This is a genomic window from Nostoc sp. JL23 (genome assembly GCF_017115065.1).
Taxonomy (GTDB): domain Bacteria; phylum Cyanobacteriota; class Cyanobacteriia; order Cyanobacteriales; family Nostocaceae; genus Nostoc; species Nostoc punctiforme_A.
Genome location: NZ_JABXKN010000073.1, coordinates 13243 through 40231 on the forward strand (window position 1 = coordinate 13243; position 26989 = coordinate 40231).

Annotated in this window: 22 protein-coding genes and 1 pseudogene; 12 read left to right on the forward strand and 11 right to left on the reverse strand. The window is 40.9% G+C overall.

Annotated features, from left to right (window positions below; genetic code table 11):
* Positions 1-24 precede the first annotated feature (24 nt).
* Together HWQ42_RS15510 and HWQ42_RS15515 are read right to left on the reverse strand one after the other, a co-directional pair.
* Positions 25-1194 carry a hypothetical protein gene (locus HWQ42_RS15510; RefSeq protein WP_292813528.1) on the reverse strand — a complete coding sequence of 390 codons (1170 nt, stop codon included), beginning with the start codon at positions 1192-1194 and terminating at the stop codon, positions 25-27.
* Between the two features lie 272 nt (positions 1195-1466).
* Entirely contained in the window at positions 1467-1658 is a 192-nt protein-coding gene (locus HWQ42_RS15515; protein ID WP_094347816.1) for a CbtB domain-containing protein, read from the reverse strand.
* Between the two features lie 702 nt (positions 1659-2360).
* Here HWQ42_RS15515 and HWQ42_RS15520 point away from each other — a divergent pair.
* From HWQ42_RS15520 to HWQ42_RS15545, 6 genes are all read left to right on the forward strand, one after another.
* Positions 2361-3386: a multicopper oxidase domain-containing protein gene (locus tag HWQ42_RS15520; RefSeq protein ID WP_292813532.1), complete on the forward strand. Its 1026-nt coding sequence runs from the start codon at positions 2361-2363 to the stop codon at positions 3384-3386.
* Between the two features lie 161 nt (positions 3387-3547).
* Positions 3548-4585, forward strand: a complete 1038-nt coding sequence (locus tag HWQ42_RS15525; protein WP_292813534.1) for a helix-hairpin-helix domain-containing protein — start codon at positions 3548-3550, stop codon at positions 4583-4585.
* Positions 4586-4750: 165 nt separating this feature from the next.
* Positions 4751-5185 carry a ferritin-like domain-containing protein gene (locus HWQ42_RS15530; protein ID WP_292740978.1) on the forward strand — a complete coding sequence of 145 codons (435 nt, stop codon included), beginning with the start codon at positions 4751-4753 and terminating at the stop codon, positions 5183-5185.
* A 128-nt stretch (positions 5186-5313) separates the two neighbouring features.
* Positions 5314-6282, forward strand: coding sequence for an FTR1 family protein (locus tag HWQ42_RS15535; RefSeq protein WP_292813536.1), 969 nt, complete (start codon positions 5314-5316; stop codon positions 6280-6282).
* A 21-nt stretch (positions 6283-6303) separates the two neighbouring features.
* Positions 6304-6456 carry a hypothetical protein gene (locus tag HWQ42_RS15540; RefSeq protein ID WP_292813538.1) on the forward strand — a complete coding sequence of 51 codons (153 nt, stop codon included), beginning with the start codon at positions 6304-6306 and terminating at the stop codon, positions 6454-6456.
* A 105-nt stretch (positions 6457-6561) separates the two neighbouring features.
* Positions 6562-6999: a hypothetical protein gene (locus HWQ42_RS15545; protein WP_292740992.1), complete on the forward strand. Its 438-nt coding sequence runs from the start codon at positions 6562-6564 to the stop codon at positions 6997-6999.
* Positions 7000-7218: 219 nt separating this feature from the next.
* On the opposite strand, the gene HWQ42_RS15550 is transcribed toward HWQ42_RS15545, so the two are convergent.
* The 3 genes from HWQ42_RS15550 to polA form a co-directional block, all read right to left on the reverse strand.
* Entirely contained in the window at positions 7219-7791 is a 573-nt protein-coding gene (locus tag HWQ42_RS15550) for a hypothetical protein (protein WP_292813540.1), read from the reverse strand.
* A 151-nt stretch (positions 7792-7942) separates the two neighbouring features.
* Complete coding sequence (locus HWQ42_RS15555; RefSeq protein ID WP_292813542.1) at positions 7943-8878, reverse strand: ABC transporter substrate-binding protein; 936 nt, start codon at positions 8876-8878, stop codon at positions 7943-7945.
* A 116-nt stretch (positions 8879-8994) separates the two neighbouring features.
* Positions 8995-11937, reverse strand: a complete 2943-nt coding sequence (gene polA, locus HWQ42_RS15560) for a DNA polymerase I (RefSeq protein ID WP_292813544.1) — start codon at positions 11935-11937, stop codon at positions 8995-8997.
* A gap of 554 nt (positions 11938-12491) precedes the next feature.
* Here polA and HWQ42_RS15565 point away from each other — a divergent pair.
* Positions 12492-13193: a choice-of-anchor E domain-containing protein gene (locus tag HWQ42_RS15565; RefSeq protein ID WP_292740998.1), complete on the forward strand. Its 702-nt coding sequence runs from the start codon at positions 12492-12494 to the stop codon at positions 13191-13193.
* Between the two features lie 321 nt (positions 13194-13514).
* Positions 13515-14366 carry a Cof-type HAD-IIB family hydrolase gene (locus tag HWQ42_RS15570; protein WP_292813546.1) on the forward strand — a complete coding sequence of 284 codons (852 nt, stop codon included), beginning with the start codon at positions 13515-13517 and terminating at the stop codon, positions 14364-14366.
* A 180-nt stretch (positions 14367-14546) separates the two neighbouring features.
* On the opposite strand, the gene HWQ42_RS15575 is transcribed toward HWQ42_RS15570, so the two are convergent.
* Positions 14547-15494 (reverse strand): DALR anticodon-binding domain-containing protein, encoded by a 948-nt coding sequence (locus HWQ42_RS15575; RefSeq protein WP_292813548.1) that lies wholly within the window; start codon positions 15492-15494, stop codon positions 14547-14549.
* 312 nt (positions 15495-15806) lie between these two features.
* On the opposite strand from HWQ42_RS15575, the gene HWQ42_RS15580 reads away from it, so the two are divergent.
* Positions 15807-16526: a Crp/Fnr family transcriptional regulator gene (locus HWQ42_RS15580; RefSeq protein WP_012412419.1), complete on the forward strand. Its 720-nt coding sequence runs from the start codon at positions 15807-15809 to the stop codon at positions 16524-16526.
* Positions 16527-16605: 79 nt separating this feature from the next.
* On the opposite strand, the gene HWQ42_RS15585 is transcribed toward HWQ42_RS15580, so the two are convergent.
* The 4 genes from HWQ42_RS15585 to HWQ42_RS15600 form a co-directional block, all read right to left on the reverse strand.
* Complete coding sequence (locus HWQ42_RS15585; RefSeq protein WP_292741004.1) at positions 16606-17652, reverse strand: PstS family phosphate ABC transporter substrate-binding protein; 1047 nt, start codon at positions 17650-17652, stop codon at positions 16606-16608.
* A gap of 287 nt (positions 17653-17939) precedes the next feature.
* A complete protein-coding gene (locus HWQ42_RS15590; RefSeq protein WP_292813550.1) occupies positions 17940-19337 on the reverse strand; it encodes an ABC transporter substrate-binding protein in 1398 nt (465 codons plus the stop codon).
* Positions 19338-19638: 301 nt separating this feature from the next.
* Positions 19639-21063 carry a serine/threonine-protein kinase gene (locus tag HWQ42_RS15595; RefSeq protein ID WP_292813552.1) on the reverse strand — a complete coding sequence of 475 codons (1425 nt, stop codon included), beginning with the start codon at positions 21061-21063 and terminating at the stop codon, positions 19639-19641.
* A gap of 305 nt (positions 21064-21368) precedes the next feature.
* Positions 21369-22382, reverse strand: a complete 1014-nt coding sequence (locus HWQ42_RS15600; protein WP_292741010.1) for a LysR family transcriptional regulator — start codon at positions 22380-22382, stop codon at positions 21369-21371.
* 212 nt (positions 22383-22594) lie between these two features.
* On the opposite strand from HWQ42_RS15600, the gene HWQ42_RS15605 reads away from it, so the two are divergent.
* From HWQ42_RS15605 to HWQ42_RS15615, 3 genes are all read left to right on the forward strand, one after another.
* The gene (locus tag HWQ42_RS15605; protein ID WP_292813554.1) at positions 22595-23311 is read left to right on the forward strand and encodes an NnrU family protein; all 717 of its coding nucleotides are present in this window, start codon (positions 22595-22597) and stop codon (positions 23309-23311) included.
* A 605-nt stretch (positions 23312-23916) separates the two neighbouring features.
* Positions 23917-24303, forward strand: coding sequence for a co-chaperone YbbN (locus HWQ42_RS15610; protein WP_292741014.1), 387 nt, complete (start codon positions 23917-23919; stop codon positions 24301-24303).
* A gap of 197 nt (positions 24304-24500) precedes the next feature.
* The gene (locus HWQ42_RS15615; RefSeq protein WP_292741015.1) at positions 24501-26609 is read left to right on the forward strand and encodes an NAD(P)H-quinone oxidoreductase subunit 5; all 2109 of its coding nucleotides are present in this window, start codon (positions 24501-24503) and stop codon (positions 26607-26609) included.
* Positions 26610-26773: 164 nt separating this feature from the next.
* On the opposite strand, the pseudogene HWQ42_RS15620 reads toward HWQ42_RS15615, so the two are convergent.
* A pseudogene (locus HWQ42_RS15620) lies at positions 26774-26989 on the reverse strand (hypothetical protein); the annotation flags it as partial.

Sequence of the window (26989 nt, forward strand, 5' to 3'; positions counted from 1 at the left end):
ATCTTTAGTACAACTCTGATATTACTAATTTGTCCTTGCTTGTGGTTTTCGTCGATGTTGTATTAGCAATCCAATCGCCATGCCAATACCGACAAAGGCTGTAAAGTAGAATAAACCAATCAGTCGGATGTAAATTGGTGGTGCGATCGCTTCAACTTCAACTTCTTGCGCTACCTTCACTGGTGCAAATTGACGGCTAGATCCTGGTAGAGGAGTAGCTTCCACCTCGATTTTGTGGGGTGAACCATCAAAAAATTGTTCAAGCCATATTAACTTCCCTTGTTCGTCGGGAATACCTTTGTAGTCAAAGACTGTTAAATTATGTTCTGTGGCGATCGCCTTCACCTGCAATGCTACATCTGTTATAGGCTGTCCGGTTGCAGCATCTTTCACCTGTAACGCTAAATTTGCAAGTTTTCCGACAGTTGCGTTTTTATCTCCGCCAAGGTTAATTTCTAATCCCTGAGATTTTTGAGATGATGGTGCGATCGTTTCAGTACTATTTAAGTTATGTCCACTGCCATGAGCTTCCGCGACTTCTGCACTAATGTTAATAACTATTAGAGTTATTATAGCTACTACAGTTAATGCACTTAATAAAAGTCGGACTGACTGTGGTGCAATTTCTCCTTGTTGTAGTTCTTCTTGTCCACCGATAACCCAACCACCCAACAATCCAAGTGACAGCAAAATAGCGGCGATTACAACAAAATATTTATATTTGATTGGATTTTCGTGGACATTCAGATTTAAAGTTTGTTCATAAGCAGCAAAAGTATTTGCTACCAAGGGTGATACTTTAACTAACAGTTGGTAATTACCACGGATGGGTAACATCTGCTGAATTTCTAACTTACCATCAGGTGCGGTGGCATTCATTTGCAACAATTTTGTTCCCTCGACAATGGGAAAATCTGTTGTTAACCAAGGATTACGCGGCGGTGTCAGAATTTGTAAGCTAATTTTGGCATTTGTTAAAGATTTACCCGCAGCATCAACAGCTTGTAATGTCAGTTTAACGGGAGACTGTGGTTTTTCTGCCTCTGCTTCAAAGGGGAGAATACGTTCTAAAGGTGGGTTGGTGGAAAGCAAGACTCTGGATGTAGGAATTTGGGAACTTCCCACAAAGGAATAAAGAACTGACAAAGTAATACAAACAGCGCTGATAACTCCAAAAAGCCGATATTTTTTCATAAAAGCTTACGGTAAATGTGAAACTTATGTAATTTCTACAATTGAAACTTTCATAGTAATGGATGAAAGTTACTCCAGATTATTATTAAGCATAAAAATTCTAGCCAACGAATTAGTCAGATATCATCTTAAATTAAGGTGATGTAGAGATGATAAACAAAGCATCTCTACAAAACCTAAAAGTTATTTACCAGCAAAAACACTGGCGCGAAATCCGCTTTATTTTAGCGTCAAAGCTTCATGCACCTAAAAAATCTTGGGATTATGATAATTTAGTGACATGCAACGCCTAATGTGTGGTGACGCGCTGAGTGTGCTGTGTTATGAACCGCAGGATAGGTAGAAAACAAAACAGTCCAGATAACTAAAGAAGATAGCATCATATAAAGAGTTACCTGCACAGGTTTGGATAAGGTAATACCTGCGGTCTTCTGCAATAGTGAAATATGAGAAAAAGTAGTCATTTTTGACCTCCTAATAATAAATTTGGGTAATTCATCAATCAAAGTGCATAACGCCGCTTGATTGAAAAAAGATATACCATCAACTTTGTATTTGACAAGTGTGTATCAAATGTCTTGTGTAATTCGACTTTAGTGAATACTATACTATCCTTTGACATCGGCCGATCGCGATGCAGAAATCTACACAGAAAGTCCATACAAATAACAAAAGAATGACACATGGTTTTGAGTGACGGCATTTTCAGCGCTGCTAACACGAAGGTAACAGATAAAAATTAAAAATTAAAAGTTCTCATATTACCAAGCATTCAAGATTCCTTGAAGAAACGTGATTTATGTTATCCCTAAACCAATTAAATACACTACAGATTAGCAACAGTTTCTTGCTCGCGTCTATATTCAAGGTGCTATTATACTCGTTGTTTATACTCTAAGTACTGCTGAAGCAATCAGCATATCAGGAATAGATATGAACCAGTTAGTTTTGTCTAACTATTATTTATACATAAATCAGCGTATAAATACAGTTAAAATTAAGAAAATATTGCGAGAGTTTTGAGAGCTTGATCTAGATTTAACAACTTAACTGACAATTTCTAAGCGCTAAAAAATTATTGACAATAATTATTAATTCCTCTAATATTTAAAAGCAATTGCAAATCTTTTGCAATTCTTTTTTGGTGCTAACTGTAACTAAATGTCATGCCCAACAACTTCGCTCTAGGTAACGGAAAACCCTGGAGCCGTCGTCAATTATTGAAACTGGGACTAGCAGGTGCTGGAATAACTGGTGCAGCTGGACTTTGGCAGATGCTAAATCTACAAAGTAAGTCAATGGTTAAAGTGCCACCATTCGATAGGTCAGCACCAGACGATGTTACTAACCCAATGAAGATGTTAAGGGATTTTGATTATGGGACGGTGAAGCAAGAAAATGGGCGGACTATCCGGGAATTTCAGTTAACTGCTGGTTCTTCCATCATAAAACTCAATAGTGCTGTCTCTTACAACATCTGGGATTTAAACGGTCGTATACCAGGGCCAACGCTACGGGCCAAGCAGGGCGATCGCATCCGGGTACTATTTCTCAATAATGCGGGACATTCTCACTCTTTGCATTTTCATGGCGTTCATCCGGCGGAAATGGATGGTGTTCGCCCAATCAGCAATGGTAATGCCACAATCTACGAATTTGATGCTGAACCTTATGGCGTTCATTTATACCACTGCCATATTGAACCAGTCACCCGCCACATTGCCAAGGGGCTGTACGGAATGTTTATCATCGATCCACCGACTCCCCGTCCCCCGGCTGATGAAATCGTACTAGTGATGAGTGGGTATGACGTGAATGATGATAGCCATAACGATTATTACGCCTTCAACGGTCTGCCCCACTATTACATGCATAACCCGATTCAGATTTACAAAGATCAGTTGATTCGGCTGTATGTCCTCAACATCATTGAATACGATCCGGCTGTGACGTTTCATCTCCACGCCAACTTCTTTGATGTCTATCGCTATGGCATGACTATGACTCCTAGCGAGAAAGCAGATGTGATTACGATGGGTGTTGCAGAAAGGCACATCTTAGAATTTGCTTTTCGCTACCCAGGTAAGTATATGTTCCATCCCCATCAAGATGCGATCGCAGAAAACGGTTGCATGGGTCAATTTGAAGTACTTACTGAGAGCAACTCTCAAAATCCTGTTAAGAGTTCCTGACGATATTATTTAATTAATTTATTAAAGTTTAGGTAACTAGTTGATAAAAAATCGCATTATATGCAACAGTAAAATCTATGACAATCTGTCAAACAAACTACTTTCTAGTAATAGTTTGAAATGTTTCAATTAATACCTTTTAAGTTCTGTGAGGAGAAAAGATGATAAAACTTCGTTATATCTGTTTAACAGCAGCAGCAGCCGTAATAGTTAGCTTGAGTTCCTGTAGTGGTACACCAACCGCAGAAAATCCATCAGCACCAGTTACTAGTCCTCCAACCACAGAGGCAGTAAGTAATAGCAGTCATAGTGGTCACGGTGGCAAAGAAAAAATTAACATTAACAGCGCTATATTGTCAGAATTGGATAAGTTTGAAGCCAAACTAGGTGTTCCGGCTTTATCGAACAAAATCCAGGCAGCTCGTCCTTATGGTAGCCCAGAAGATTTAGTTACTAAAAAAGTAATTACTCAAGAGCAGTTCGACCAAATTAAAGACCAGGTTGGTGTTCAAGAAGTGGTACTTACAGGTGAGGCAAAAGATGTTGACTATATGTCTAAATTAGGCTTAATGAAAGGGCATCTTTTGGTAGCCAAAGAACTGCTAGATCAGAATCAACCGAAACAGGCAGAACCTCATATTGGGCATCCAGTAGAAGAGATTTACGTTGATGTAGAAGATCAACTTAATGAACGAAAAGTCAAAGAATTTAAGACAACTTTGGTAAGTTTGCAAGATTTAGTGAAATCTAGTCCGAAAGATAGCAAAGTTAAAACTAATTTTACCTCTTCAGTGCAAGCAGTTGATGGAGCGATCGCAGCTTTGCCAGAAGCTCAACGCTCAAAACCAGGATTTGTGCTACAGGTAATTAACGAACTACTAGATTCAGCCAACTCCGAATATAGTGCGGCGATCGCAGATGGTAAAGTAGCCGCGCCAATTGAGTATCAAGACTCCCGTGGTTTTGTCTTTTACGCCAATGAATTATACAAAGGAATTTCTAGTCAAGTAGCTCAAGCAGATCCCGAAGCACACAAAGCGATCGATACTAGTTTCGCTGAACTCATAAAAGTTTGGCCCGCCGCCATCCCACCAGCAAAAGCAGTCAAAACACCTAATGATGTTACCAAACTAGTGAAAACCATTGAGGAAAACTCTCAAAAAGTGGTTGACAAATCCAATACCCAAGCACAGCGATAACACTTTAATTTAATGGGAAGTATAGGTTAAGGAGTTTAAAATAGTTAGGAGTTAAGAGTTAGGAGTTATGAATTATGAGTTATGAATCTCAAACTACTAACTCTTAACTTCCAACTCCTCACTCCTAACTAATTACACTCCCTTCGTTACTTTAACTAACAACTGATGCAAGAACTTGACCATAAAAAGACTATTGACCTGCTGAACGCCATCATGGAATTTGAACTAGCAGGGGTAGTGCGCTACACACATTATTCTTTGATGGTAACTGGCCCTAACCGGATTCCAATTGTGGCTTTTTTCAAAGCACAGGCAAGTGAATCTTTACTTCATGCCGAACAAGTGGGAGAAATTCTCACCGGTTTAGATGGGCATCCTTCCTTGAAAATCGCCCCAATGGAAGAAACCTACCAGCATAAAGTCAAGGATATCTTGGAAGAAAGCTTATCCCATGAAAAAAAGGCATTGGAACTGTATAAAAAACTGCTTGATACTGTCACCAATGCCAGTATTTACCTTGAAGAATTCGCTCGCGGTATGATTGGGCAAGAAGAGATGCATAATCTCGAACTGAAAAAGATGCTACGCGATTTTAGTTAATAGTCATTAGTCCTTAGTCATTGGTCATTAGTCATTGGTTATTAGTCATTAGTCATTAGACAAAAACAAAGGACAAAGGACTAATGACAAGGGACTAATGACAAAGGACAAAAGACAAAGGACAAAAGATGAATTTTAGTACTGCTCTACCTACTTTTGTAATCACACTCCGAGAAGGAGTGGAAGCTGCCCTTGTTGTTGGTATTGTGCTAGCTTTGCTAAAAAAAGCTAAACAATCCCGACTCAACTCTTGGGTATATGCTGGTGTCGGCGTTGGTATTGTCGTCAGTGCCTTAATAGGCGTGTTATTCAGTTGGATAATTCAAGTACTGGGAGCCGCCAATCCTCAATACACCACCGTAGTTGAGCCAGCGCTAGAAGGTGTATTTAGTGTATTAGCGATCGCAATGCTCAGTTGGATGCTAATCTGGATGACTAAACAAGCCAGATTCATGAAAGCTACAGTTGAAGGAGCAGTAACAGAAGCGCTGACACAAAATTCAAATGCTGGCTGGGGTGTTTTTACTTTAATTTTAATTGCCGTTGTCCGCGAAGGCTTTGAAACTGTTCTCTTCGTTGCTGCTAATTTTCAACAGGGATTAATGCCAGCATTGGGCGCTATTGCTGGTTTGGTAGCGGCAACTGCTATTGGAGTGCTGCTATTTAAATGGGGTGTCAAAATTAACATCCGCCAGTTTTTCCAAGTAATGGGCGTTTTATTAGTGTTGATTGTGGCTGGATTGGTAGTTTCAGCCTTGAAACATTTTGACGAAGCTGTAGCTAACCTTGCCCTTAGCAGTCGCGCCACAGAAGGACTTTGTTTCTATTACGAGCGTTTTACAAAAGTCCATTCCTGTATTTTGGGGCCAATAGTTTCCAATACTTCCACAATCTTGCCTGACGAACAATTTCCTGGGATTATTCTCAAATCTTTATTTGGTTATAGAGACAATCTCTATCTTGTACAAGCTGTGGGATATGTGACATTTTTACTCACCATTGGAGGACTGTATTTCCGCAGCCTTGGAAGTGCTTCTCCTGAAGGTAAAAAAAATACCCTCTTTCCTCAAAAACCAATTAGTTCTGCAAAAGATTAAAAGCACAGTCAGTTACCTCGTTTGCAGTCTCCCTTATTCCCAGTCATAGACTGGGAATCGCCTTTGGATAGCTACGCTAATGTCGATTTAGAAGTAGCTGCCTTAGTTAAAACCACAGTTAATATTTTTGCCATTGTAATTGAATACAAATATTTTCAAGTAATACCAATTTGAAAAAATAATGCAACAAATCAACTATTTGTAGAGACGCGATTCATCGCGTCTTTAGCCAAGGACGTGTTGCAATCATTAATTGAATTGGTGTAATCAAAAAAGTAAATGAGCAAAATTTTTATATTAAATTCCTTATTGTTACTTTCTCAAATACCCAATCAAGAAGCAAAATTTTTAGATTTAAAAAATAAATTAGAAAATAAAGGGTTTCAGGTAATCATTGCATTACCACCAAAGCGAGGAGCTTATGGTTTACTAAGAGAAGCTGACAAAAAAATCTGGATCAATCCCGTAGTGTTTGAATTACATATTGGAACTCAAACACTAATCCATGAAACTGTTCATGCAGCGCAGGTATGTGCCGGAAAAGGAAAAATAAAAGCTTTAGGTTTAAACATTCAACCAAGCAATTATGCTCGACCATTTTTTAGGCGCTATACCGATGTCAAACGACAAGATTTAGAAAAAGAAGCTTATGCAGTGCAAACTCAACCTAATAGTTTTGAATTAGCTATATCTCTTCTTCAACAACACTGTAAATAGCTAGTTTAGTAGATGCAAAAGCTAAAGCGCCTTTATTTAACTGCTTTTTAATACAAAGTGTTGTTGAGTAATAATATTGAGTGCAAAGAATGCTTTAAACACGAATTTATTAATGATTTTTTAATACAAAATAACAATAAAGATGCTTTGCAGCAGTTTCAAATTAATTTGAATGTTGAAGTAATCATAGTAATTGTAAAATTGATGTTGTCTTACTATCTATCGGGTACACGCATTTATAAGACGGTTTGGAAAACTAGGTTCTCTAGTGTTAACTTGACAATTCTTTTCTCCAACTTCCTTGCTGTTTTTGATAACTCCTATAAAAATTCTCTCTTGTTGTAACTCAAATCGGCAAACAGCGTCATCAGAAGTAATGAAACTCGGTTCAAAATTCTCATAAACACTAAAAATTTTACCATTTGGACATTCTACTCGCTCAACAAGATTAATATGATTACCTAGAGCTAATTGTACGATAAACACAAAAAGAATGAAACAGCCAAAAAATCCTGCTACTAGAATACTAAAAAACTTTAGCAAGTCTTTTTTGAACAAAAAGCTATTAATAAATAGCAATAAAGGTGTGATATAAAAATATAATATGGTAATTTTATTGAATAGGTCAAACTCAAAAATAATTTTGCTTGACCAATTTAAATCCCAGTTAAAAATGAGCGGTATTAGACTAATTATAATAACCACTAAGTTGTCTGAAGGTCTATCAAGTCTACTTATCAAGAACACACGAATCCATCGCCAAAAGTTTTTGAGAAGTTTCGCAATCTGCATTTTGAAATACTGGTATCTATAAATAATACTCCTTAATATAGCACTCAGATTTTATTTTTGATAACATACTGAAAAGCCTGTTTGATCGGGGTTTTATCTAAAATTACCTCAGATAAATGCATCCTTGATTGACTGTTCTCCCAGTATCGAGCTAAGTACCCTGTGGTGCAAATAACGCTTGCTTAAGCTGCTGACAAGCCTTTTCTATTGCATCTATACTACCTGGATTCACCAAACCAAAATAATCAAACACATAGACTCGGTTATTTTTAGTTGCTTGTAGTTGCTGCCAAAAAGTTTCCTTTTTCAACGAATCTAAAAGTGCTGCTTCCGAATTTCCTTGTGGAGCATTAACTAAAATTATCACCTCTGGATTTGCTTCTAAAACTTTCTCAGCAGAAAGCGTCACATAGCCACCAACTGGGCTTTTTCCTTGTAAATCTGCTGCTATATTTTTCGCCTGAAACTTCGCCAGCAAATCCCCTGCCCAACTATTTTTATTTGGTGCTAAAATTGGTTGACGACTAACCAGCGCTAGAGTAGAAGGACTCTGAGTTGGCTTATCTGGCAAAAAAGTTTTATAACGGTTTAACAAAGGCTGAGGATCGGCATTAATTAATCCAGCCAGTTTTTTAGTAAGTTCTTCTAGAGATTCCCAGCTATTCACCTTCGTGAGCAAAGTCGCAATTCCTAACTGCTGAAGTTTTTGAATTGGAATGTTAGAAAAACCTTCAGCACCAATAACTAAATCTGGTTTGAGTGCTACTACTTTCTCTAAATTTGGCGGACTTTGACCTTCACTAACGCGGGGAATATCCTTGAATCTTGAGTCATTCTTAAATAATCTACTCCCAGTAATTCCAACAATTTTTGTTGGTTCGAGTCGAGAGATAATATCAGCAGAAAGAGAAGAAAGAGCAACCACTCTTTTTGCCGATCCTTTTGGTAATGGCTGAGAGTTCGTGTTAGTTGCCTCAGTTGTATTTTCCACTTTGGTTTGTGGTTGCTGAGTATTTGCCGTGGTGCAAGCAACTAAAACTATACTTAACAAAATTGCTAAAGCAGATAAGAGCCAACGACGATGCATATTAAAATTCCTTCTGGGGTAAGAATGGTATAAGATTGATATCGAGTCAGGCTGTAATAATTGCTAACACAGATATACACCTATACTAATGTAATTGTTCCAATCCCCAGTTCAACTTACTTTGTCTCCATCCAATTGTCACCAACACGCGCCTCTACAAGCAAAGGCACACTCAACTGCACTGCATTTTCCATCACCGATTTAATTTGTAGTTGTAATTCTTCCCACTCATTAGGAGGAATTTCAAATACTAATTCATCATGAACTTGCAATAACAAACGCGCTTGATAGTTCTTCAAAACCTCATGCAATCTCACCATTGCAATTTTGATAATATCAGCATTAGAACCTTGAATTGGTGCATTAGCAGCGGAGCGTAATAAACCTGCATCAAAAGCACCCAAATTCTTCAATTTACTCAGATCAATATCTTCAGGGTTACTACCTTTTAATTTGCGTAAACTGTTATTAGTAAAATCAAAATAACGACGGCGACCGAAAATAGTTTCTACATAACCAAGAGCGATCGCTTCTTTTTTCACTCGCTCCAAATATCCAAAAACTTTCGGATATCGTTCATTAAACCGCTTAATGAACTCGTTGGCAATGTTTTTATCTATCCCAGTTGAGCGCGAAAACCTTAGAGAACCCATTCCATAAATCACACCAAAATTGATAGTTTTTGCCATCCCTCGTTCTTCTGAGGTTATATTTTCTTTCTCAAAAACTAATCGTGCAGTAACAGTATGAACATCTTCGTTTTGCTGATATGCTTGCACCAATATCGGCTCTTGACTCAAATGAGCCAAAATCCGCAATTCAATTTGTGAGTAATCAGCAGCCACCATTAACCAACCAGTTTCAGGCAAAAACGCCTTCCGAATTTGGCGACTAAAAGCTGTACGAATAGGGATATTTTGCAAATTCGGATTAGAAGAAGATAACCTACCAGTTGATGTTGCTGCTTGATTAAAATCAGTATGCACTCGCTGTGTATCTGGACGCACTAATGCAGGTAAGGCATCAACATAAGTAGACTTTAATTTAGATAGAGTGCGATACTCAATAATCGCCTCAACAAACCCAGTGTTATCATCTTCTTGAAGTCTTTCTAGAGTTGCTGCGTCTGTAGAAAATCCTGTTTGAATTTTACGAGAATGTCTAGTACTTAACCCCAATTTTTCAAACAAGATTTGACTTAATTGTTTAGGAGAACCCAAGTTAAAATTTTCCCCAGCTATTTCAGTTGCTTCCTCTTTTAACCTGGCTAATTCTGTTTCTAAATGCTGCGAAAGTTCTTGTAAATAAGCTGAATTAATGCGAACACCTGTGTATTCCATTTCGGCTAAAACTGCTTCTAGTGGCTGTTCTACTTCTGCTAACAGCTTAGACAAAGACGGAACTTTCTCCAGATCCTCACGCAATTTTGACACTAAACCAAAGGTAGAATAAGCATCCATCCCGCAGTAGTCAGCTACGGCGGGAATATCTATATCAGCGATGGTTTTGCCTTTAGGAACTAAATCTAAATAACTTTTAGCCGTCAATCCCAAATATCGCTGCGACAAATCCATCAAATTATGACTTGAATCGGGATTTAGAATGTAACTTGCCAGCATCGGATCAAACACTACACCCGCCAAATTAATTCCTTGACACCTGAGAACTAAGCGATCAAATTTGGCATTCTGTAAAGCTTTGGGATAATCAGCACTTTCGAGAATTGGGCGTAATGCTTCTAGCACCAAATTTTTATGCAAATTTTCCCCAGTTTTGTGTCCCACAGGAATATAGACTACTTCATCTGGTTGCATTCCCCAACAGCAACCAATTCCTACTAACTCAGCATCTCTTGGTTCTAAAGCGGTAGTTTCAGTATCCCAAGCAACGGGTGTTTCTGGATTAGTGAATTTTTCTAAAAGTTTCACTAACTCAGTTAGTTTGGCTTCGGTGTTGATGATGCGTGGTGTAATTGGAGAAGTAGATTGTTGTGGAACTGCTGCTGTATCACTAGCACTGAAAAACCACAGATCATTATCTTCATCAGCGCTGAATTCTGAGTTAGCAGAGTTAGTATTACTTGCGTCTATTTCTGCTTCTTGTTTTTCTGCAACTTTGCCACCAAAACGTTGCTGAAGGTCGTTTATCCTACCTAAAAAAGACTTGAATTCTAATTTTTCTAAAATTGGTGATAAGACACTTGTATCAAACCCTTTTAATTTGCATTCTTCTAAATCAAATTCTATAGGAACATCTAAAACTATGGTTGCCAAATAGCGAGACTTCTCGGCATCTTCTTTACCGACTGCCAGTTTTTTCTGAGTTGCGCCTTTAATTTCATCTAACGCAGCATAAACATTCTCAAGTGAACCATAAGTATTCAGCAGCTGAACTGCTGTTTTTTCTCCAATTCCCTTGACACCAGGAATATTATCTGATTTATCACCACAAAGAGCTTTGAAATCAACAATTTGTGAAGGCAAAACGCCCATCTTCTCTTTTACTTGTTCTGCTTCAAATTCCGTGATGCTATTTGTAGAGCGCTTTAGGGCATCTGGACTAAAATTTAGAACAGTGATTTCTTTGTCAGAGTCGATTAGTTGAAATAAATCGCGATCGCCAGTGAGAATCTTCACCCTATACCCAGCAGCAGTGACTCGTTGTGCTAAGGTTCCCAAAACATCATCAGCCTCAAAACCAGGGGCGGTGAAAAAGGGTAGATTAAAGCCATTCAGCAACTCATGCAGGTTTGCTAAGTCGGGAATGAAGTCTTCTGGCGTTTCCGGGCGATCGGCTTTATAAGTCTCGTCGGCTTCGTGGCGAAAAGTTGCCTCAGCCAAATCAAAAGCGATCGCCATTGCTTGAGGCTGTTGTGTTGCCATTACCTCCAGCAGGCATTTCACAAAACCAAAACATATACTCGTAGGAATCCCTGCTTTAGTGCGCAGTCCTCCATCTCGCCCTTTGGCGAAAGCAAAGTATGAACGATAAGCCAGCGAGTGCCCATCTACCAGGATGAACGTGGGGCGTGTTGCAGTTGCAGAAGTGATTTCAGACATAGCCCTATTTTAGCCAGAAGCTTTGTCACATAGTTAGCAATTTCTGCTGCTCGTTCAGCTTGGCTTTGGTAACAATAGCCCAGTTTTGGCGTATCAATTGCTATTGAGTATAATTTTAGACAAATTGATATTTACGCATTTGCAGCTTTAGTACGGAAGGCAAGTAGAACCAACTTTTGGTAGAGATCCCAGATCAATTAAGTACGTGAGTATAAGCATAGTAACCAGATAGTAACTAAATGACCAACTTATCACCAGAAGTCGGGGTTCTATCTCCTGAGCCTTTTTATGTTTAATTAGGTTGACCTAGCTTACATCTCAGGAACTAACAAAAACTAGCTTAATATTTCGACATAAGATTGCCACTATGCAAAACCTCTTTGCCTTAACAAAACTTTATATATACAATCAAAAAGTCTATTTGCCGAAGGAATTTGAACATAATAATTTTACATAAAGTTACGTGTATTTATCAAGACTACAAGAAAAGTTTCAAAGTTACAAATAGGTTAGTCATCCCGCAATGATTCGTTTCAGAAAGGCATCTTTTATCCATGACAACAAAACTATTCAACACTCTAGCTGCTGCTACAACTTTGGCAGGAATTGTTGCAACATCTGGAGCAGCTAATGCAGCTTCTCTGTCCTATACTAGTTCCACTAATTACGATTTCACAAATATCATTGATGCACCTCTGAGCGTCCAAAAATTTGACTCATCTCTGGGTACACTCAAGGGTGTAACGATAAGTTTTACTGGCGACATACTTGGAAATGCAGGTTTTGAAAACAGGAGTCCAACCGCGGCTCCGGTGACAGTCAATCTTGCTAGTCAACTCAGCTTAAAACTAAATAATCAGTCTCTGTTTGCGCTCAATCCACAAGATATATCGAGTTATCAAGCTGCTAAATATGACGGCATCACTGATTATAGTGGCACCTCTGGAAAGACTATTTCTAACTTAACTGCCACACAATCTGCTACTCAGTCTTTCACCAATACCCAATTCTTGCAGTCTTTCACTGGTAATGGCGACATAGACTTTTTGTTCTCAGCTTTAGCCAATTCTGTAGTTACGGGTTCGGGCAACATGAGATCCTATATTGATACTTATGCCAAAGCAGGTATCAAAGTAACTTATGACTACGATGCTAAAGCAGTACCTGAATCCTCTGCCACACTTGGAATTGGTTTAATTGCTGGGCTTTGTCTGTTGTCACAACGCAAAAAAAGCTGGATCAAGGTGTCCAACTAATAGACTTTCTTGAATAGATAGGTTTTTTTCATCCTATCTATCAGGCTATCTAATTTAAATAAAAAACCCGATTCTCGAAAAAATCGGGTTTTTTATTGCGCCTAGCCTATTAGCCATTATTTTTAAGACTTTTTAAGTAAATCCAAAATCCTCAAAGTAAGCGTATTGCTCGCTGGGGTCAATCTAAAATCTAAAATTGTGTAAGTCAACATCCTCACAGTAAGAAAATTGGATTGACTAGAAATGCCAATTTTTTCTACTACTCCCCACTGGTCGCTAGAGCCTGTTAACCTCTTACTGGAACTTAAAATCTAGGAAATTATGCAGAAAGCATCTACTGACAATCAGGCTGCTGCAAAAGACATTAAGCTACTAGTTTTAGATATAGATGGCACGATCGCTGGGCAGTCTAACACTATCAGCGAACCTGTAAAGCAAGCAATCCTTGCGGCGCAAGCACGAGGAATTCAAGTAGCGATCGCCACAGGTCGAATGTATCGTTCAGCCCTGCGCTTCCACCAAGATATCGGCTCTACCCTACCATTAATGGCATATCAGGGAGCCTGGATTCAAGATCCAATCACCCAAAAAATTCATCGCCATTGGGTTGTTTCCAGGGAAATCGCCCACCAGTTACTCGACTATTTTGAACAACCTGAATTGCGATCGCTTCTATCTGTTCACTTTTACATCAACGATCAGCTATACGTTCGTGAGTTAACCAGAGAAACCAAAATTTATGCAGAACGTTCTGGTATTATTGCGATTCCTGTGGGTGATTTGCGTCAAGCCTTAACGAATGAACCGACAAAAATTCTTGCTTTGTCTGATGACACTGACTTAATCGATAAAATATTAGGAAATTTGCGCCGCCAATACACACCGGCTGAACTTTATATGACAACCTCTGTTGCTACCTTTTTTGAAGCAACTAACGCCTCTGTAAATAAGGGGACTGCTATACGTTACCTAGCTGAAGAGTTGCTGGGATTACAATTAGCCAACGTTATGGCGATTGGCGATAACTTCAATGATGTGGAAATGCTGGAGTATGCCGGACTTGGTGTAGCTATGGGCAACGCACCAGCAGGAGTGCAAGCGATCGCTAAGTGGGTAGCTCCTAGCGTAGAAGAAGATGGGGCAGCAGTAGCAATTGAAAAGTTTTTGCTATAGTGAAGGCATTTTTTCAAATCTAACCCATATAAATCAGAAAGGACACCGACGACTGGCCGTGTTTCGTCTCGGTGCCCTAGCTGGTTCGCTCCTCACACACCTGCTAATGTATCCGAGGTGGTGCATTGAGTCAATAGCTATATAAAAAGTTTTTATTTTTGCCTAAGCGACATTACCGATTTATAACTCCAAGGGCGCAAAAACCCCCAGGTTTTTCTCTAGGACAAATTTTAATACTGACTGAGTAGCCATGAGCAATCCGAGTCTAGCTTGGGCCAGTTCTGGTGACATAATTTTCACCTCACCCCAAATCCGGCAATTAGACCAAAACTTTTCAAAAGCTTGGCTCAAATTCAGCGCTACTTTTTCCCATTTCACAGAACCGCTAACATCAGGGCACTCTATGTTGTCTACCACTTGTATTAATTCGCCAATTAAACGACGCTCATCTGGGTGATTGAGTCGTAGTATTCCGTCGCAATTAAGCCAAGGTAGTGGGTTAGGAGAGATAACATCCCAAAAAGCTGGACTAGTATTTGGAACTGGTTCTCTAAGTTTAATCAATCCCTCTCGATGAGCCAGCAGCACTAGCGAACAGCAGCGTGCATGAGTATATTCAACAGCAAACAATGAATTGGGCATTGGGGATTGGGAAAGAGGAGGCAGGAGACAGAAGTTATTTAATTTTGAATTTTGAATTTTGAATTTTGAATTGATTTCTCCCCCTGCTCCCTGCTCCCTGCCCCCCATCTCCCCCTCTTCCCCCAAACTCCCGACTACGAGACTTTGTAACCAAGTCGCTAAGGTTAAGTGAGTTAATTCAAAATTTATCCAACCAGGGGGAACTATTTGGATGTTAAAAACGTCCTCACAAATCCCTGATAAATCTGAAGCGATCGCACTGGCAAGCTCCATCGCTTTTCGATTCTGAGATTTTGATAGTCGCAGTGACACATTTGAAGTGTATAAAACTCTTTTATCATCTCTATCTTTATATAGAGGAATTTTTTCTCCTTTTATGCATCTATTTTCTGAACTATAAGTATCAATGCTTAGTGATTTTATTAGATAACTATACAATAGCTGTTTGATTGACGTATATTTGCTAACTGGTAATTTATAATACACGTAATATTATTTAAATAGTCATGTAAGATATATTTGTTACATTTATGTCATCTATCTTGCGGTATAAATTTAATTTAGATGAAGAAAAATGAGAAGAGGATAAAATTTGATGAATAATCGATGAATAGTAAGTAAACTTTACTACCACCATTGTACAGTAGGAAGTATAACAAAAGAGTAGAGAGTAATTTGCTTTCTATTCTTTGGATTGGCTGGCGCTGTTAGGCGTTAAGCCTGCCTCGTCAACACAAAGACACTCCTTGCACCCTTTTATTTACGTCTTTGTCTTCAGCCGAACGCTCTTTGTTACCTATGCAATCTCCATCCTCCTTTTCTGAGGCATCACGGCCTTTTTTGACTTGGCAACGCATTCTTGACTGGGCTCAAGAACACTATCGCTGCCGCACCTTTAGCAAAGATGAGCGCATTCCAGCCCGGCCTGGATTGCTGTATTTGGTGCAAAGGGGCGCGATCCGGATGGTAGGAACCGCCCAAGTTAGTGCGACTGCTAGTCAGCTAACGTCTCGACGAATCAACAGAACTCCAGAAGAAGCGTTCTTGGGTTTTGTAGGAGCGGGACAGCCATTTGAAATTGTTGCTCAATCACCATTCACACTCCAGGCTTACGCCCATGTCGATCAAACTGCGGTGTTGTGGATGTACTGGCACGATTTAGACAATTGGCCTCACTTCCGTCGCGAAGTTATGGATGCCTTTAGGTATCAGCACCAGCGTAAGCTGCTGTGGCTGAGTGCCTTGGGACAACGCCGCACAATTGACCGACTCTTAGGATTTCTCACATTGTTAATTGAGGAATATGGAGAGCCAGCAATGAGCGACACTGATCCTGATGTGATTCGCGGTTATTGTCTGCCCTTTCCCCTCACTCATGCCCAAATTGGTAGCGCGATTGGTTCCACTCGTGTCACCGTCACCCGCTTGATGGGTAAGCTGCGTCAACGTGGTTTAATCTTGACTCAAGGCGATAATCTCATTTGCTTGCCAGCAGAGTCGATTAATAGAGCTGGTTAAGGTACAGTTCAGAGCGGCGATTTCCGCCACTCTGTCTTGAGTGCGATGGGCTAAACCCCGCCACAGGCGATTGCAGGTGTCAGCGAATTTTGACAAACCCCGCTTGGGTAATCAGTTGCTGTCCCTGCTCAGTCAGCAGTAAGTTGGCGTAAGCGACACCTGCTTGCTGCTCAGTCTGACCATTCTGTTTGACCACCACAAACAGATTGCGGGTAATCGGGTATTTTCCTGATTGGAAAGCATCAATGTTCAACTTGTTCCGTTTACCAGGACATTCAGACGGGAGGACAGAAGGTTCTTGGTATGGAGCAATGTATTGCCCTTGCGTGCGCCCCAACGGCAAGGCTTTGATTGAGCATTGAGGAATCACCTCTGGGGCAGAAGCGTAATAGATGCTACCAGGACTATTAGCCAATTTTTGCAAGGCTTGGGTGGTTGTGGAGATAAATTCTACATTGGAGCTGAAAGCTTGACCACCCAAGATGTCTTGGACAAAAAGTTCGACAGTACCGCCATCAGCAATGCGACGGGAATAGGGCTTGATCGGGATATTGGGGCCGCCCACCTGGCTCCAATTATTGATTTTGCCTGTGTAAATTGACTTTAACTGTTCTACTGTTAATCCTGGAATATTCAGGTTGGGGTTAACTGCAACCGCTAAACCATCAATTGCCACAGGAATTTGTTTCAAACTGAACCCACGCTGCTGGGCACGGCTTAATTCCTGATCTAGAACTGGTCGGGAGGACTGGGCAAAGGCTAGTTGACCGTCTATCAAGGACTGAATACCAGTACCAGAACCAGGCGATGCATTGCTGGGTTCTACATAGCGCAGCCGTAACTCTGTCCGCGCGGCTTGAATTGCTGGATCGACTACTAGTCGAATCGGTGCCCAAGATGTACTGCCTCCGTAATTGAATAATCCTGTAGGAACATCCTTGACTGAAGTGAAAGTATTGCCAGTGGGTTGTTCCGATCCAGTTTGGGGCGTTTTGGTGTTACCAGAATTAATAGTATTTAGATCGACACCAGATTTTCTAGTAAACCACCAAAAACCGCCAGCTATTAGCCCAACGGTTATTAGGATGGATAATACAAGAATAGTTGTTTCATTTTTTTGGGACATAGTATAATTACCCGCGCGTCCATTCAATATAAGTGCTTGACTTGACAAGTGCTTGCTACTTGAGATTGTATTTGGAGGACGGGGATTTTGTTAGCAAATCCTAACTTCTGAGTAATTTAGAAGTCAAGGTATAATAAGTTTCATTTGGATTATTTGTCTATTATTTCAAGGTTTGAGTGGTTGTAAGAATAAATTGACAGTAAAATTTTTCCCCATAAAGCTCAATTTCCCATCTTGAGAGGTTTTCCAGGTTAAGTATTGGTTAATTTTTAATTTTTTATTGCTGATTAACGCACTGGTTCAAAGTCATAACCAGTACGAGAGCGAGAACCAGGAACAATTTTTACAAGTTGGACTGGCGCATTGCGATCGCCTGATGCTAAAAACCGAATTGTACCAGAAGCCCCAGTGGCAGAAAAGTCAGATGACACTAATGCTTGCTGGACTCCAGCTCGCGTAGGATTACGTTCTAATGCCGCAATTAGAGCTACAGTGGCATCATAACTAAGGGCACTTCGCCAACTCACATCACCGCCCCATAACTGCCGCGATTTCTGGGGAAAATCTGACTTGGGATCGCCATCAATATGCCAGGGAACTGCTACTACCATCCCCACAGCTTGTTCTCTGCCAATTTCCAAAGTTTTAGCGGTGTAAACATCATCTCCCGCCAGCAAAGTTAACTTTTTCTGGTTAATCTGAATTACTTGCAGCGCTTTATCCAAAGTTTCAGTGTTAGCAGCTAACATCAACACTTCTGCACCTTGTTTAGTTGCTTGTTCTAGACTTTTAGCTGCACTAAAATCCGCCTTGGATAAGTCAAATTCGCTGGCTACCTGTCCACCCTCTAGGGAAACAGATGAAACAAACTCCGACTTTAAAGATTGGCTATAGTTACTCTGAGAATTAAAGAAAACCACTGCATTTTTTTTCTGCAAAATTCTCACCATATAATTGGCTAAACTTCTCGCAGCCATAAAATCACTGGGAACTGTCCGAAAAACGTAGCGGCTAAAGTTAGAAATTTTGACAGATGTGCTGGTAGGAGATATAGCTACAAGTTCTCCAGAAGTATAGATAGTACCTGCGGCTAAGGTGGAATCGCTAGTATTCGGCCCAACGACACCCAATACTTCGGAATTGCTGACTAGGGTAGAAGCAATTTGCTTGGCTATTTCTGGATTGTCGTCGTCATTAGCTATACCTACCCTCAAAAATACTCCCTTGATTCCTCCAGAGCTATTAACTTGATTTTGGGCTTGGGCGATACCACGTAAAATTTCTAAAGAAGTATTAGGGTCAGTGCCAAATGGTACAGAAGCCACGATGGTATAGCTCTTGGAAGAGTCGATTCGGGCATTATTAAGAAAAATTAACGTTTCTGGATCGTTACGGTTGAGTTTTAAGGCAGCTGTGAAATTAGCGATCGCTTTATCATAGCTTTTAGCAGCGATCGCCTGTACTCCTTCTTTTTTTACTGGAGAAATATCACCCTGACTAAAAGATTTTTCTCCAAAACTAATGCGGTCTTGTAATGATGGATTGCTTCCTGGTTCCTGATTTGGAACGATGTTATTACCAATTTTGGCCCCATTGTTACTAAACCACCAAAAACCACCGCCAACTATGCCAACTGTCAGCAGCAAAGCCAAAGCTAAAATTGTGGTTTCATTCTTTTGTGACATAAATAAGTTTCAATAAAGTAAAAAGATTTATTATGAATAATTCCGAATTCAGGAGTCAGTATGAATTCTGTACGACTAGGTGGTGAATGTTGGGTTAAAAGCGTACTTCGTCTCGCTACACGCTTTCGCCCTTGGTGAGCTAAATTATTATTAAATATACGTTTCGTTTAATTGCGCCCACCGTTCTATAAGAAACCATAGACCACTAAATATTAAATCAATAGTGATGACAACGGCTAAAAAAAGACTAAGTGGTTCCTTTTTTTGAGGCATTTATGTAGCTGTTAGCATTAGAAGTTTTTTAAAGTAAGAGAGATAATAATTTATAAATAAGTCGAAATACAGCTGTTAGTGAAATAGCTACTAAGCTTGCTCCAATTGCTAAAATCACCACTGACGGAAGATCAAGACCTCCTCGTAAAAAAGGGAGAAAAAAAATAATCGCAAAAGTAATTGTGGGAATAATTAATAAATCGAACTTTTCAATCCACCGCCTGGTTTGGGCAAAAATTAGTATACCTAAAATTACGGATGCAACACTGAAAGTAACTATTGGTTCTTTTACTAGACTGAAGAGGGCGATCGCGATCAATGCACCCTCAAATCCACTAAATGCCGCCCCACCCAATAATTCCAATGTAGAAAACGCTGGTTGAGTTGGTGGACGACGGGGAACGACGGGACTAGAAGCTTTGGGTGGTTGTGGCGGGAGTGTTACAGAGGGTGAATTAAGTTGTATAGGGGTTAGAGGCTGTGAGTTAAGTGCATCTAGAACTTCTTGGGCTGACTGGAAGCGCTGATTGGCAGCAGGTAACAGCATTTTGTCTAATATATCAGCAAGGCGAGGGTTAACAGTCACTTGCGTTGGCGAAGCCTGCACTACGTGCATTCGCCATTTCCACTGGTTGCTATAGGCATCAAATAGTTTAACTGCTTCCTGATTTGTCAACAAGGTAATAAGAGTTACAGCTAAGGCGTATAAATCTGTAGATGGGAATACTTGACCCCCAGCCATCTGCTCAGGCGGTGCAAATCCCATCGAATAAATTCCTGTGGAAGAAGCGGCAGAACCCAGCGCAACATTTGTTACTTGCTTAACTGCGCCAAAATCTAGTAAAAAAAGTCTACCATCGCGACGGCGCATGATGTTAGAGGGTTTAATATCTCTGTGGATAATGCCTCTATGATGGACAAACTTTAGTACCTTCAGGATTTCTTGCAGCACCTCCAACACTTGCTGCTCAGAAAATTTGCCTTGTTGAACTAATTCTTCCTCTAAGTTTTGCCCATCAATATATTCTTGTACTAAGTAAAAAAATTGGTCTTGCTGTCCTGGTTGCAAACTATTAACTATCACTGGAAAGAAGGCAAACAAGTCTGGTATTTGCTCGTGTTCGTTACCAAGTTGTGCTAAAACTTCTGCCTCTCTCTCAAACATCAACTGTGCTTGTTGCAGTTGAGTTAAGGTTAAATTTCCCGATGGTTGAAACTGCTTAACCACGCATTGACGCATTCCCGGTATTCGGCGATCGCGTGCCAAAAATGCTGCTCCAAACCCGCCCCTTCCCAGTAGCTTCGTTGGCACGTATCGACCATCTAGCATCAATGGCATACCACAGGTAGTGCAATACTTTTGCTGGGTTGTTTTCAGTGTCGTAACATCATCTAAATCGGCAAAATAGTTTTGTGGGCGTGGACAACGTGGACGAGTGCAGTAAACTTCCATTTTCGTGATTAGTCAAAATAATTCGTAATTGATAATACTTGCCTTCTCTACGAGATGCTACGCGAATGGCAAGAAGCAAGCTACGTAATTCGTAATTAGTTCAGGTTACAGATAAACTAAATTTGTTAATGGGGAACACGAAACTTTTTTCCTGATGTCAAACCTTTGGTTTGCCTACAGCACCCTGCACGAACACAATGGGTTCATAATTACGAATTAAGTTAGCGACAGAGGAGCGTCATTACGAATTATTTGGTCATTTACAAAAAACGAAGCACAAATGACAAGGGACTAATAACCTGATTTTAGTCTTCGCCAGATGACGTGGGTGTTGCTACCTCCAATGTAGTTAACACTAGACTTTTTTGTGTTAATTTTAACACATCTTGATTCCATCCTGGGTTAGCAAACTGGGGCAAAATTTCTTGACTAAAGGCTTCTGCGGCCTTGGATCTATAGCGATTGGGATTACAAATCAGCCACAGCGTCCGTTTGACGACAACGCCTTCAATGGGAGTACGGTGCAAAACGCCCATTTGTAACTCTTTAGCGATTGCACTAGTTGAAACAAAAGCAGCCCCTAGACCAGATTGCACAGCATTTTTAATCGCTTCAATGGAATTCAATTCCATTTCAACTTTAAAACGTCTGGTATCGATTTCACAGCGTGCTAGCACTTGGTCAATTACTTTGCGGATAGTTGATTGGGAGTCTAGAGCAATGAATTGTAATTTATACAGGTCTTCTTTCTGGATTTTTTCAAGTTTAGTAAAAGGATGAAAGACAGGTAAAATCAGCGCTAGCTCGTCCTCAGCGTAAGGAATAACTTCTAAAGATTCTGACAGTTCACCAGGAATTTCACCACCGATAATTGCCAGATCGACTTGTCCGTTAGCGACACTCCAAGCAGTCCGTCGGGTAGAGTGGACGTGTAATTGTACTGCCACATCTGGATATTTTTGTCGAAACATACCGATCATTCTGGGCAAAAGATAAGTGCCGGTGGTTTGAGAAGCACCGACAATTAAAGTACCACCTTGGAGATTTTGTAAATCCTCGATGGCGCGGCAGGTTTCCTGACAGAGACTGAGGATTTTTTCACCGTAGTTTAAGAGTAGATGCCCAGCTTCGGTTAATTGGGCGCGTCGTCCTCCACGATCAAATAAGGGGACATCGAGTTGCCGTTCGAGATTTTGGACTTGTAAACTAACGGCGGGCTGGGAAACGTAAAGACTATCAGCGGCACGCTTGAAGCTTCCTTCTTGGGCGATCGCTTTCAGGATACGTAACTGATCTAAAGTGAAAGGAAGGTCAGACATAAGGCTCAACCCACAAACTTTTAAAGGAGCAGATGCACGTAATAAATCCGGTTTGGCAGCAATCAGCCGGACATGATTTGTTGCATATTAAACTTGAAGGCTTGACTCGAAAAAGACAGTAGCACAACATCTTGACTAAAGTCCCCTTTTGAATACTTTGTGGTATTGGTTGTACTGAATTCAGTTTTCTTTAAATTACTTCACCTGTGTATATGCTGCTGATTTCTTGGTTGACACCCAGTCATTTTGTCATACTAGGGTTACAAATAGTTTTTGCGATCGCTCACAGTGGAGGCGCTGCTTTACGCCCTTGGGCAGAAAAATATATTGGTCCAAGGTTTTATCGCATTCTCTTTGCATTAGTCAGCCTACCGTTGGCTGTGATATTAATTATTTACTTTTTTGGGCACCGTTATGATGGTTTGCAAATTTGGCAGGTACAAGGGGTGCCAGGAGTGCGAGAATTAGTTTGGCTGCTGTCAGCAATCTCGTTCTTGTTTTTATATCCTGCTACCTTCAATCTACTAGAAATTGCTGCTATTCAAAAGCCCCAAGTTCATCTCTACGAAACAGGAATTATTCGGATTACTCGTCATCCCCAGATGGTGGGACAAATAATTTGGTGTGTTGCCCACACTCTCTGGCTGGGTACTACCTTTACCCTTGTGACTTCCATTGGATTGATATTGCATCACTTGTTTGGGGTTTGGCATGGGGATCGCCGCCTGAGCGATCGTTATGGGGAAGCTTTTGAAATTGCCAAACAGCGGACTTCAATTATTCCCTTTAAAGCAATTATTGACGGACGTCAATCTCTCAAATGGCAGGAGTTTCTGCGCCCTGCCTATTTGGGAGTTGGCATTTTTATAGTTTTGCTTTGGTGGTCGCACCCTCTGTTGCTGGAAGCAACTAGTAGGATAGGATGGTAGCTTTAGATGATCCCCAGTGTCAGGAGAAAATCTGAAATAGATGGAAATTTCAGCTTATCAATTGCCCCAAATCAATGTAGGATAAATTCAAACATCTATTCAGTGGAGGGTGCATTCAGTCAACTTGAGATTTTATATTGGTAGTTGTTGGTTGCTTGCCTTTCCTTGAAAGAAAGTGGCCAATTCAGTCAAATCCCCAGGCAGCCACGGCAATTAGGAGTTGAACATCCAAAAAAGCCAACGCGACTTCTAAGGTGGCTTTTCTGTCAGAGACACATTAACGCACTCAATTTTTGCCAATTATTTTGTGTCCTGAATATTTTTGCCCTGAAAGCATCTATCGGGAGTTACTGACTTGCCAATCCTCCACTGAAGCAGTAGCTGAGTCCTGAGTCCTGAGTAAAAGCAAGCAACTTAGTATTCACCGCTTGGGAATTAGTCCCAATCTCGGCTTTACTCTAAAAGAAAAATAAAAGAGTTCCTCATTCAATCCGCTAGCTTTAGTTATGGACTTCTACTCAGCAACCAGAACTCGGAACTCAGCACTACTCAGTTCAGTATTGATAGCTAGTTTGATATAAAAACCTTATAATCCAAGAGGCGTCATGGTGTTGTCGGTTAGTGAGCGGACATTTACTCAAGAAGTTTTAGAATCTCCTATTCCTGTTTTAGTTAACTTTGAAGCCCCTTGGTGTGGCTTGTGTCGAGTTATCCACCCACTATTGTTACAATTTCAAGCCCTGTGCGGAGATGAAATTAAATTAGTCGGGGTTAACGCCGATCAAAATTTTAAATTGTCTACTACCTATAGGCTAAAATCACTACCCACTTTACTATTGATTGAAAATGGCACTATTCGCCATCGCTTGGAATGCTTTCGTGGCAGAGAAGATTTGCGTCTAGCTTTAGAAGAGATTAAAGCCAGCTACAGCAATTATCCCAAAATCCACAAAAGTTCAAAAACAGTGGACTTAGAATGTCGATCTGCCTGATGGATATTAGGTATGGGGCATAGGGCATTGGACAAATGACCAATGACAAATGACCAATACAAATGACCAAATCTAAAACCATGCTTAATACCCCACCCAATCAGCCTTGGGTGGGTTATTTTATCCTAAAGGGTGTGTGTCACAATTATTAACAGTTTCGACACGCTAATCAAGAATTCTAAAAGTAGGCGTCAGTGATGGAAGTAATCTATCAGTATGCCTGGCTGATTCCGGTATTCCCTCTTTTTGGGGCGATGCTGGTCGGTCTAGGGTTAATCTCGTTGAATCAGGTGACAAACCGCCTACGGCAGCTTAACGCTGTGGTGATTATCTCCATGATGGCAGCAGCTATGGGGCTGTCGTTTGCCTTGTTATGGAGTCAAATTCAAGGACACGCGCCTTATCTCCGCACCTTTGAGTGGGCGGCAGCAGGTAATTTTCACCTGAGCATGGGCTACACTATTGACCACCTAACAGCCCTAATGCTGGTGATTGTCACAACGGTAGCCTGCTTAGTCATGGTTTACACCGATGGCTACATGGCTCACGATCCGGGCTACGTGAGGTTTTACGCCTATCTCAGTTTGTTTGGCTCCTCAATGTTAGGTCTGGTGGTCAGCCCCAACCTAGTACAGATTTATATATTCTGGGAACTGGTCGGGATGTGTTCCTACTTGCTGGTCGGTTTTTGGTACGATCGCAAGTCAGCAGCCGATGCCGCTCAAAAAGCGTTTGTTACCAACCGAGTAGGCGACTTTGGTTTGTTACTCGGCATTCTGGGCCTGTTCTGGGCAACAGGAAGCTTTGATTTTAATATCATGGGCGATCGCCTCGCTCAACTCGTAGAATCAGGTTCTATCAGCAATTTTCTCGCTGTCCTGTTTGCGATTTTAGTTTTCTTAGGGCCAGTTGCAAAATCAGCCCAATTCCCTCTCCATGTCTGGCTACCAGACGCAATGGAAGGCCCCACCCCCATTTCTGCCTTGATTCACGCGGCAACAATGGTGGCGGCGGGTGTTTTCCTGATTGCCCGGATGTACCCAGTATTTGAAGACGTTCCAGCCGCAATGAATGTCATTGCCTTTACTGGGGCGTTTACGGCGTTTTTGGGGGCAACCATTGCCATTACCCAAAACGACATCAAAAAGGGCTTGGCTTACTCCACCATTTCCCAACTTGGTTACATGGTGATGGCAATGGGAATAGGTTCCTACAGTGCTGGACTATTCCACCTAATGACCCACGCCTATTTCAAGGCGATGCTGTTCTTGGGTTCAGGTTCCGTAATTCACGGTATGGAAGGTGTTGTTGGACACGACCCCGCCTTAGCGCAAGATATGCGCTTGATGGGTGGACTGCGAAAGTATATGCCTGTCACAGCAACTACCTTCTTAATTGGTTGCTTGGCAATTTCTGGTATTCCACCCTTTGCTGGTTTCTGGTCAAAAGATGAAATTCTAGGGAAGGCTTTTGAAGCTAACCCACTCCTCTGGTTCATCGGCTGGCTAACTGCCGGGATTACGGCTTTCTATATGTTTAGAATGTATTTCTCGACATTTGAAGGCAAATTCCGGGGTACTGACGAGAAAATCAAGGAAAAACTCAAGAAGGCGGCGACAATTGTTCTGGAGTTAGAGTCAGAAGAACTAGCCCCAAATTTTGGGCCTGGGGCAATGAAGAAAGGAGAATTGGCTGCCACTGGTGAACACCATGACTCCCATGACTCTCATGACTCCCACGGACATCACAGCGACTCGCCTCACGAATCGCCGTGGACAATGACTCTGCCATTAGTATTTTTGGCTGTGCCTTCGATTTTCATTGGTTTGGTGGGAACTCCCTACGCCAATTATTTTGAAGAGTTTATCTTTCCTCCTAGCGAAACTCTCTCCGAAGTTATAGAAAAGGCTTCCGAGTTCAATCCGACGGAATTCTACATCATGGCGGGTGCCTCAGTGGGAATTTCCTTGGTTGCGATTACCTTAGCTTCGCTAATGTATTTGCGCCGTAAAATTGACCCGGCTGCGATCGCTGCTCAAATCAAACCACTTTACGAGTTATCCCTTAATAAGTGGTACTTTGATGACATTTACCATCGGGTTTTTGTCCTCGGCTTGCGTCGCCTAGCTAGACAAGTTATGGAAGTTGACTTCCGCGTTGTCGATGGTGCTGTTAACCTCACAGGCTTTTTCACCCTTGTTAGTGGTGAAGGTCTGAAGTACCTAGAAAACGGTCGCGCTCAATTCTATGCCTTGATTGTGTTTGGGGCAGTTTTGGGCTTAGTGATTGTTTTTGGTGTTACCTGATTTTTATAGGGGTGGGCGGCTGTCCGCCCCTACATTATTTTTTCTCTCACGCAGAGGCGCAGAGTCGCTCCAGAAGAATTGGGAGTTGGGTCTGAAAAGATGACAAGATTTTTTATTTTTAATATTTGTTTGGCTTTAATTATCACGAATTTACTATCTACACCTCAGATATCGACTGCAACACAATAATCCGACTTATCTTCAACAGTTAGGAAGTTGCGTAAAAATAATATTTGGTTATAAATGGGAAGCACGTAGGAATAAAGTACGAGTGAGAATCGGATAATAATTGGTATTCCAGGTTTGGGAATGTATGGAAAGGTTATGTGCGATTCGTTGCTTAGTGAATCACGGTAATCAGCCCGTACATAACTAAGCCA

What these genes read in the sequence shown, in the direction of transcription:
- HWQ42_RS15510 (WP_292813528.1), bottom strand. Translation starts at nt 1,194, where the DNA reads ATGAAAAAATATCGGCTTTTTGGAGTTATCAGCGCTGTTTGTATTACT.
- HWQ42_RS15515 (WP_094347816.1), bottom strand. Translation starts at nt 1,658, where the DNA reads ATGACTACTTTTTCTCATATTTCACTATTGCAGAAGACCGCAGGTATT.
- HWQ42_RS15520 (WP_292813532.1), top strand. Translation starts at nt 2,361, where the DNA reads ATGCCCAACAACTTCGCTCTAGGTAACGGAAAACCCTGGAGCCGTCGT.
- HWQ42_RS15525 (WP_292813534.1), top strand. Translation starts at nt 3,548, where the DNA reads ATGATAAAACTTCGTTATATCTGTTTAACAGCAGCAGCAGCCGTAATA.
- HWQ42_RS15530 (WP_292740978.1), top strand. Translation starts at nt 4,751, where the DNA reads ATGCAAGAACTTGACCATAAAAAGACTATTGACCTGCTGAACGCCATC.
- HWQ42_RS15535 (WP_292813536.1), top strand. Translation starts at nt 5,314, where the DNA reads ATGAATTTTAGTACTGCTCTACCTACTTTTGTAATCACACTCCGAGAA.
- HWQ42_RS15545 (WP_292740992.1), top strand. Translation starts at nt 6,562, where the DNA reads ATGAGCAAAATTTTTATATTAAATTCCTTATTGTTACTTTCTCAAATA.
- HWQ42_RS15550 (WP_292813540.1), bottom strand. Translation starts at nt 7,791, where the DNA reads ATGCAGATTGCGAAACTTCTCAAAAACTTTTGGCGATGGATTCGTGTG.
- HWQ42_RS15555 (WP_292813542.1), bottom strand. Translation starts at nt 8,878, where the DNA reads ATGCATCGTCGTTGGCTCTTATCTGCTTTAGCAATTTTGTTAAGTATA.
- polA (WP_292813544.1), bottom strand. Translation starts at nt 11,937, where the DNA reads ATGTCTGAAATCACTTCTGCAACTGCAACACGCCCCACGTTCATCCTG.
- HWQ42_RS15565 (WP_292740998.1), top strand. Translation starts at nt 12,492, where the DNA reads ATGACAACAAAACTATTCAACACTCTAGCTGCTGCTACAACTTTGGCA.
- HWQ42_RS15570 (WP_292813546.1), top strand. Translation starts at nt 13,515, where the DNA reads ATGCAGAAAGCATCTACTGACAATCAGGCTGCTGCAAAAGACATTAAG.
- HWQ42_RS15580 (WP_012412419.1), top strand. Translation starts at nt 15,807, where the DNA reads ATGCAATCTCCATCCTCCTTTTCTGAGGCATCACGGCCTTTTTTGACT.
- HWQ42_RS15585 (WP_292741004.1), bottom strand. Translation starts at nt 17,652, where the DNA reads ATGTCCCAAAAAAATGAAACAACTATTCTTGTATTATCCATCCTAATA.
- HWQ42_RS15590 (WP_292813550.1), bottom strand. Translation starts at nt 19,337, where the DNA reads ATGTCACAAAAGAATGAAACCACAATTTTAGCTTTGGCTTTGCTGCTG.
- HWQ42_RS15595 (WP_292813552.1), bottom strand. Translation starts at nt 21,063, where the DNA reads ATGGAAGTTTACTGCACTCGTCCACGTTGTCCACGCCCACAAAACTAT.
- HWQ42_RS15600 (WP_292741010.1), bottom strand. Translation starts at nt 22,382, where the DNA reads ATGTCTGACCTTCCTTTCACTTTAGATCAGTTACGTATCCTGAAAGCG.
- HWQ42_RS15605 (WP_292813554.1), top strand. Translation starts at nt 22,595, where the DNA reads ATGCTGCTGATTTCTTGGTTGACACCCAGTCATTTTGTCATACTAGGG.
- HWQ42_RS15610 (WP_292741014.1), top strand. Translation starts at nt 23,917, where the DNA reads ATGGTGTTGTCGGTTAGTGAGCGGACATTTACTCAAGAAGTTTTAGAA.
- HWQ42_RS15615 (WP_292741015.1), top strand. Translation starts at nt 24,501, where the DNA reads ATGGAAGTAATCTATCAGTATGCCTGGCTGATTCCGGTATTCCCTCTT.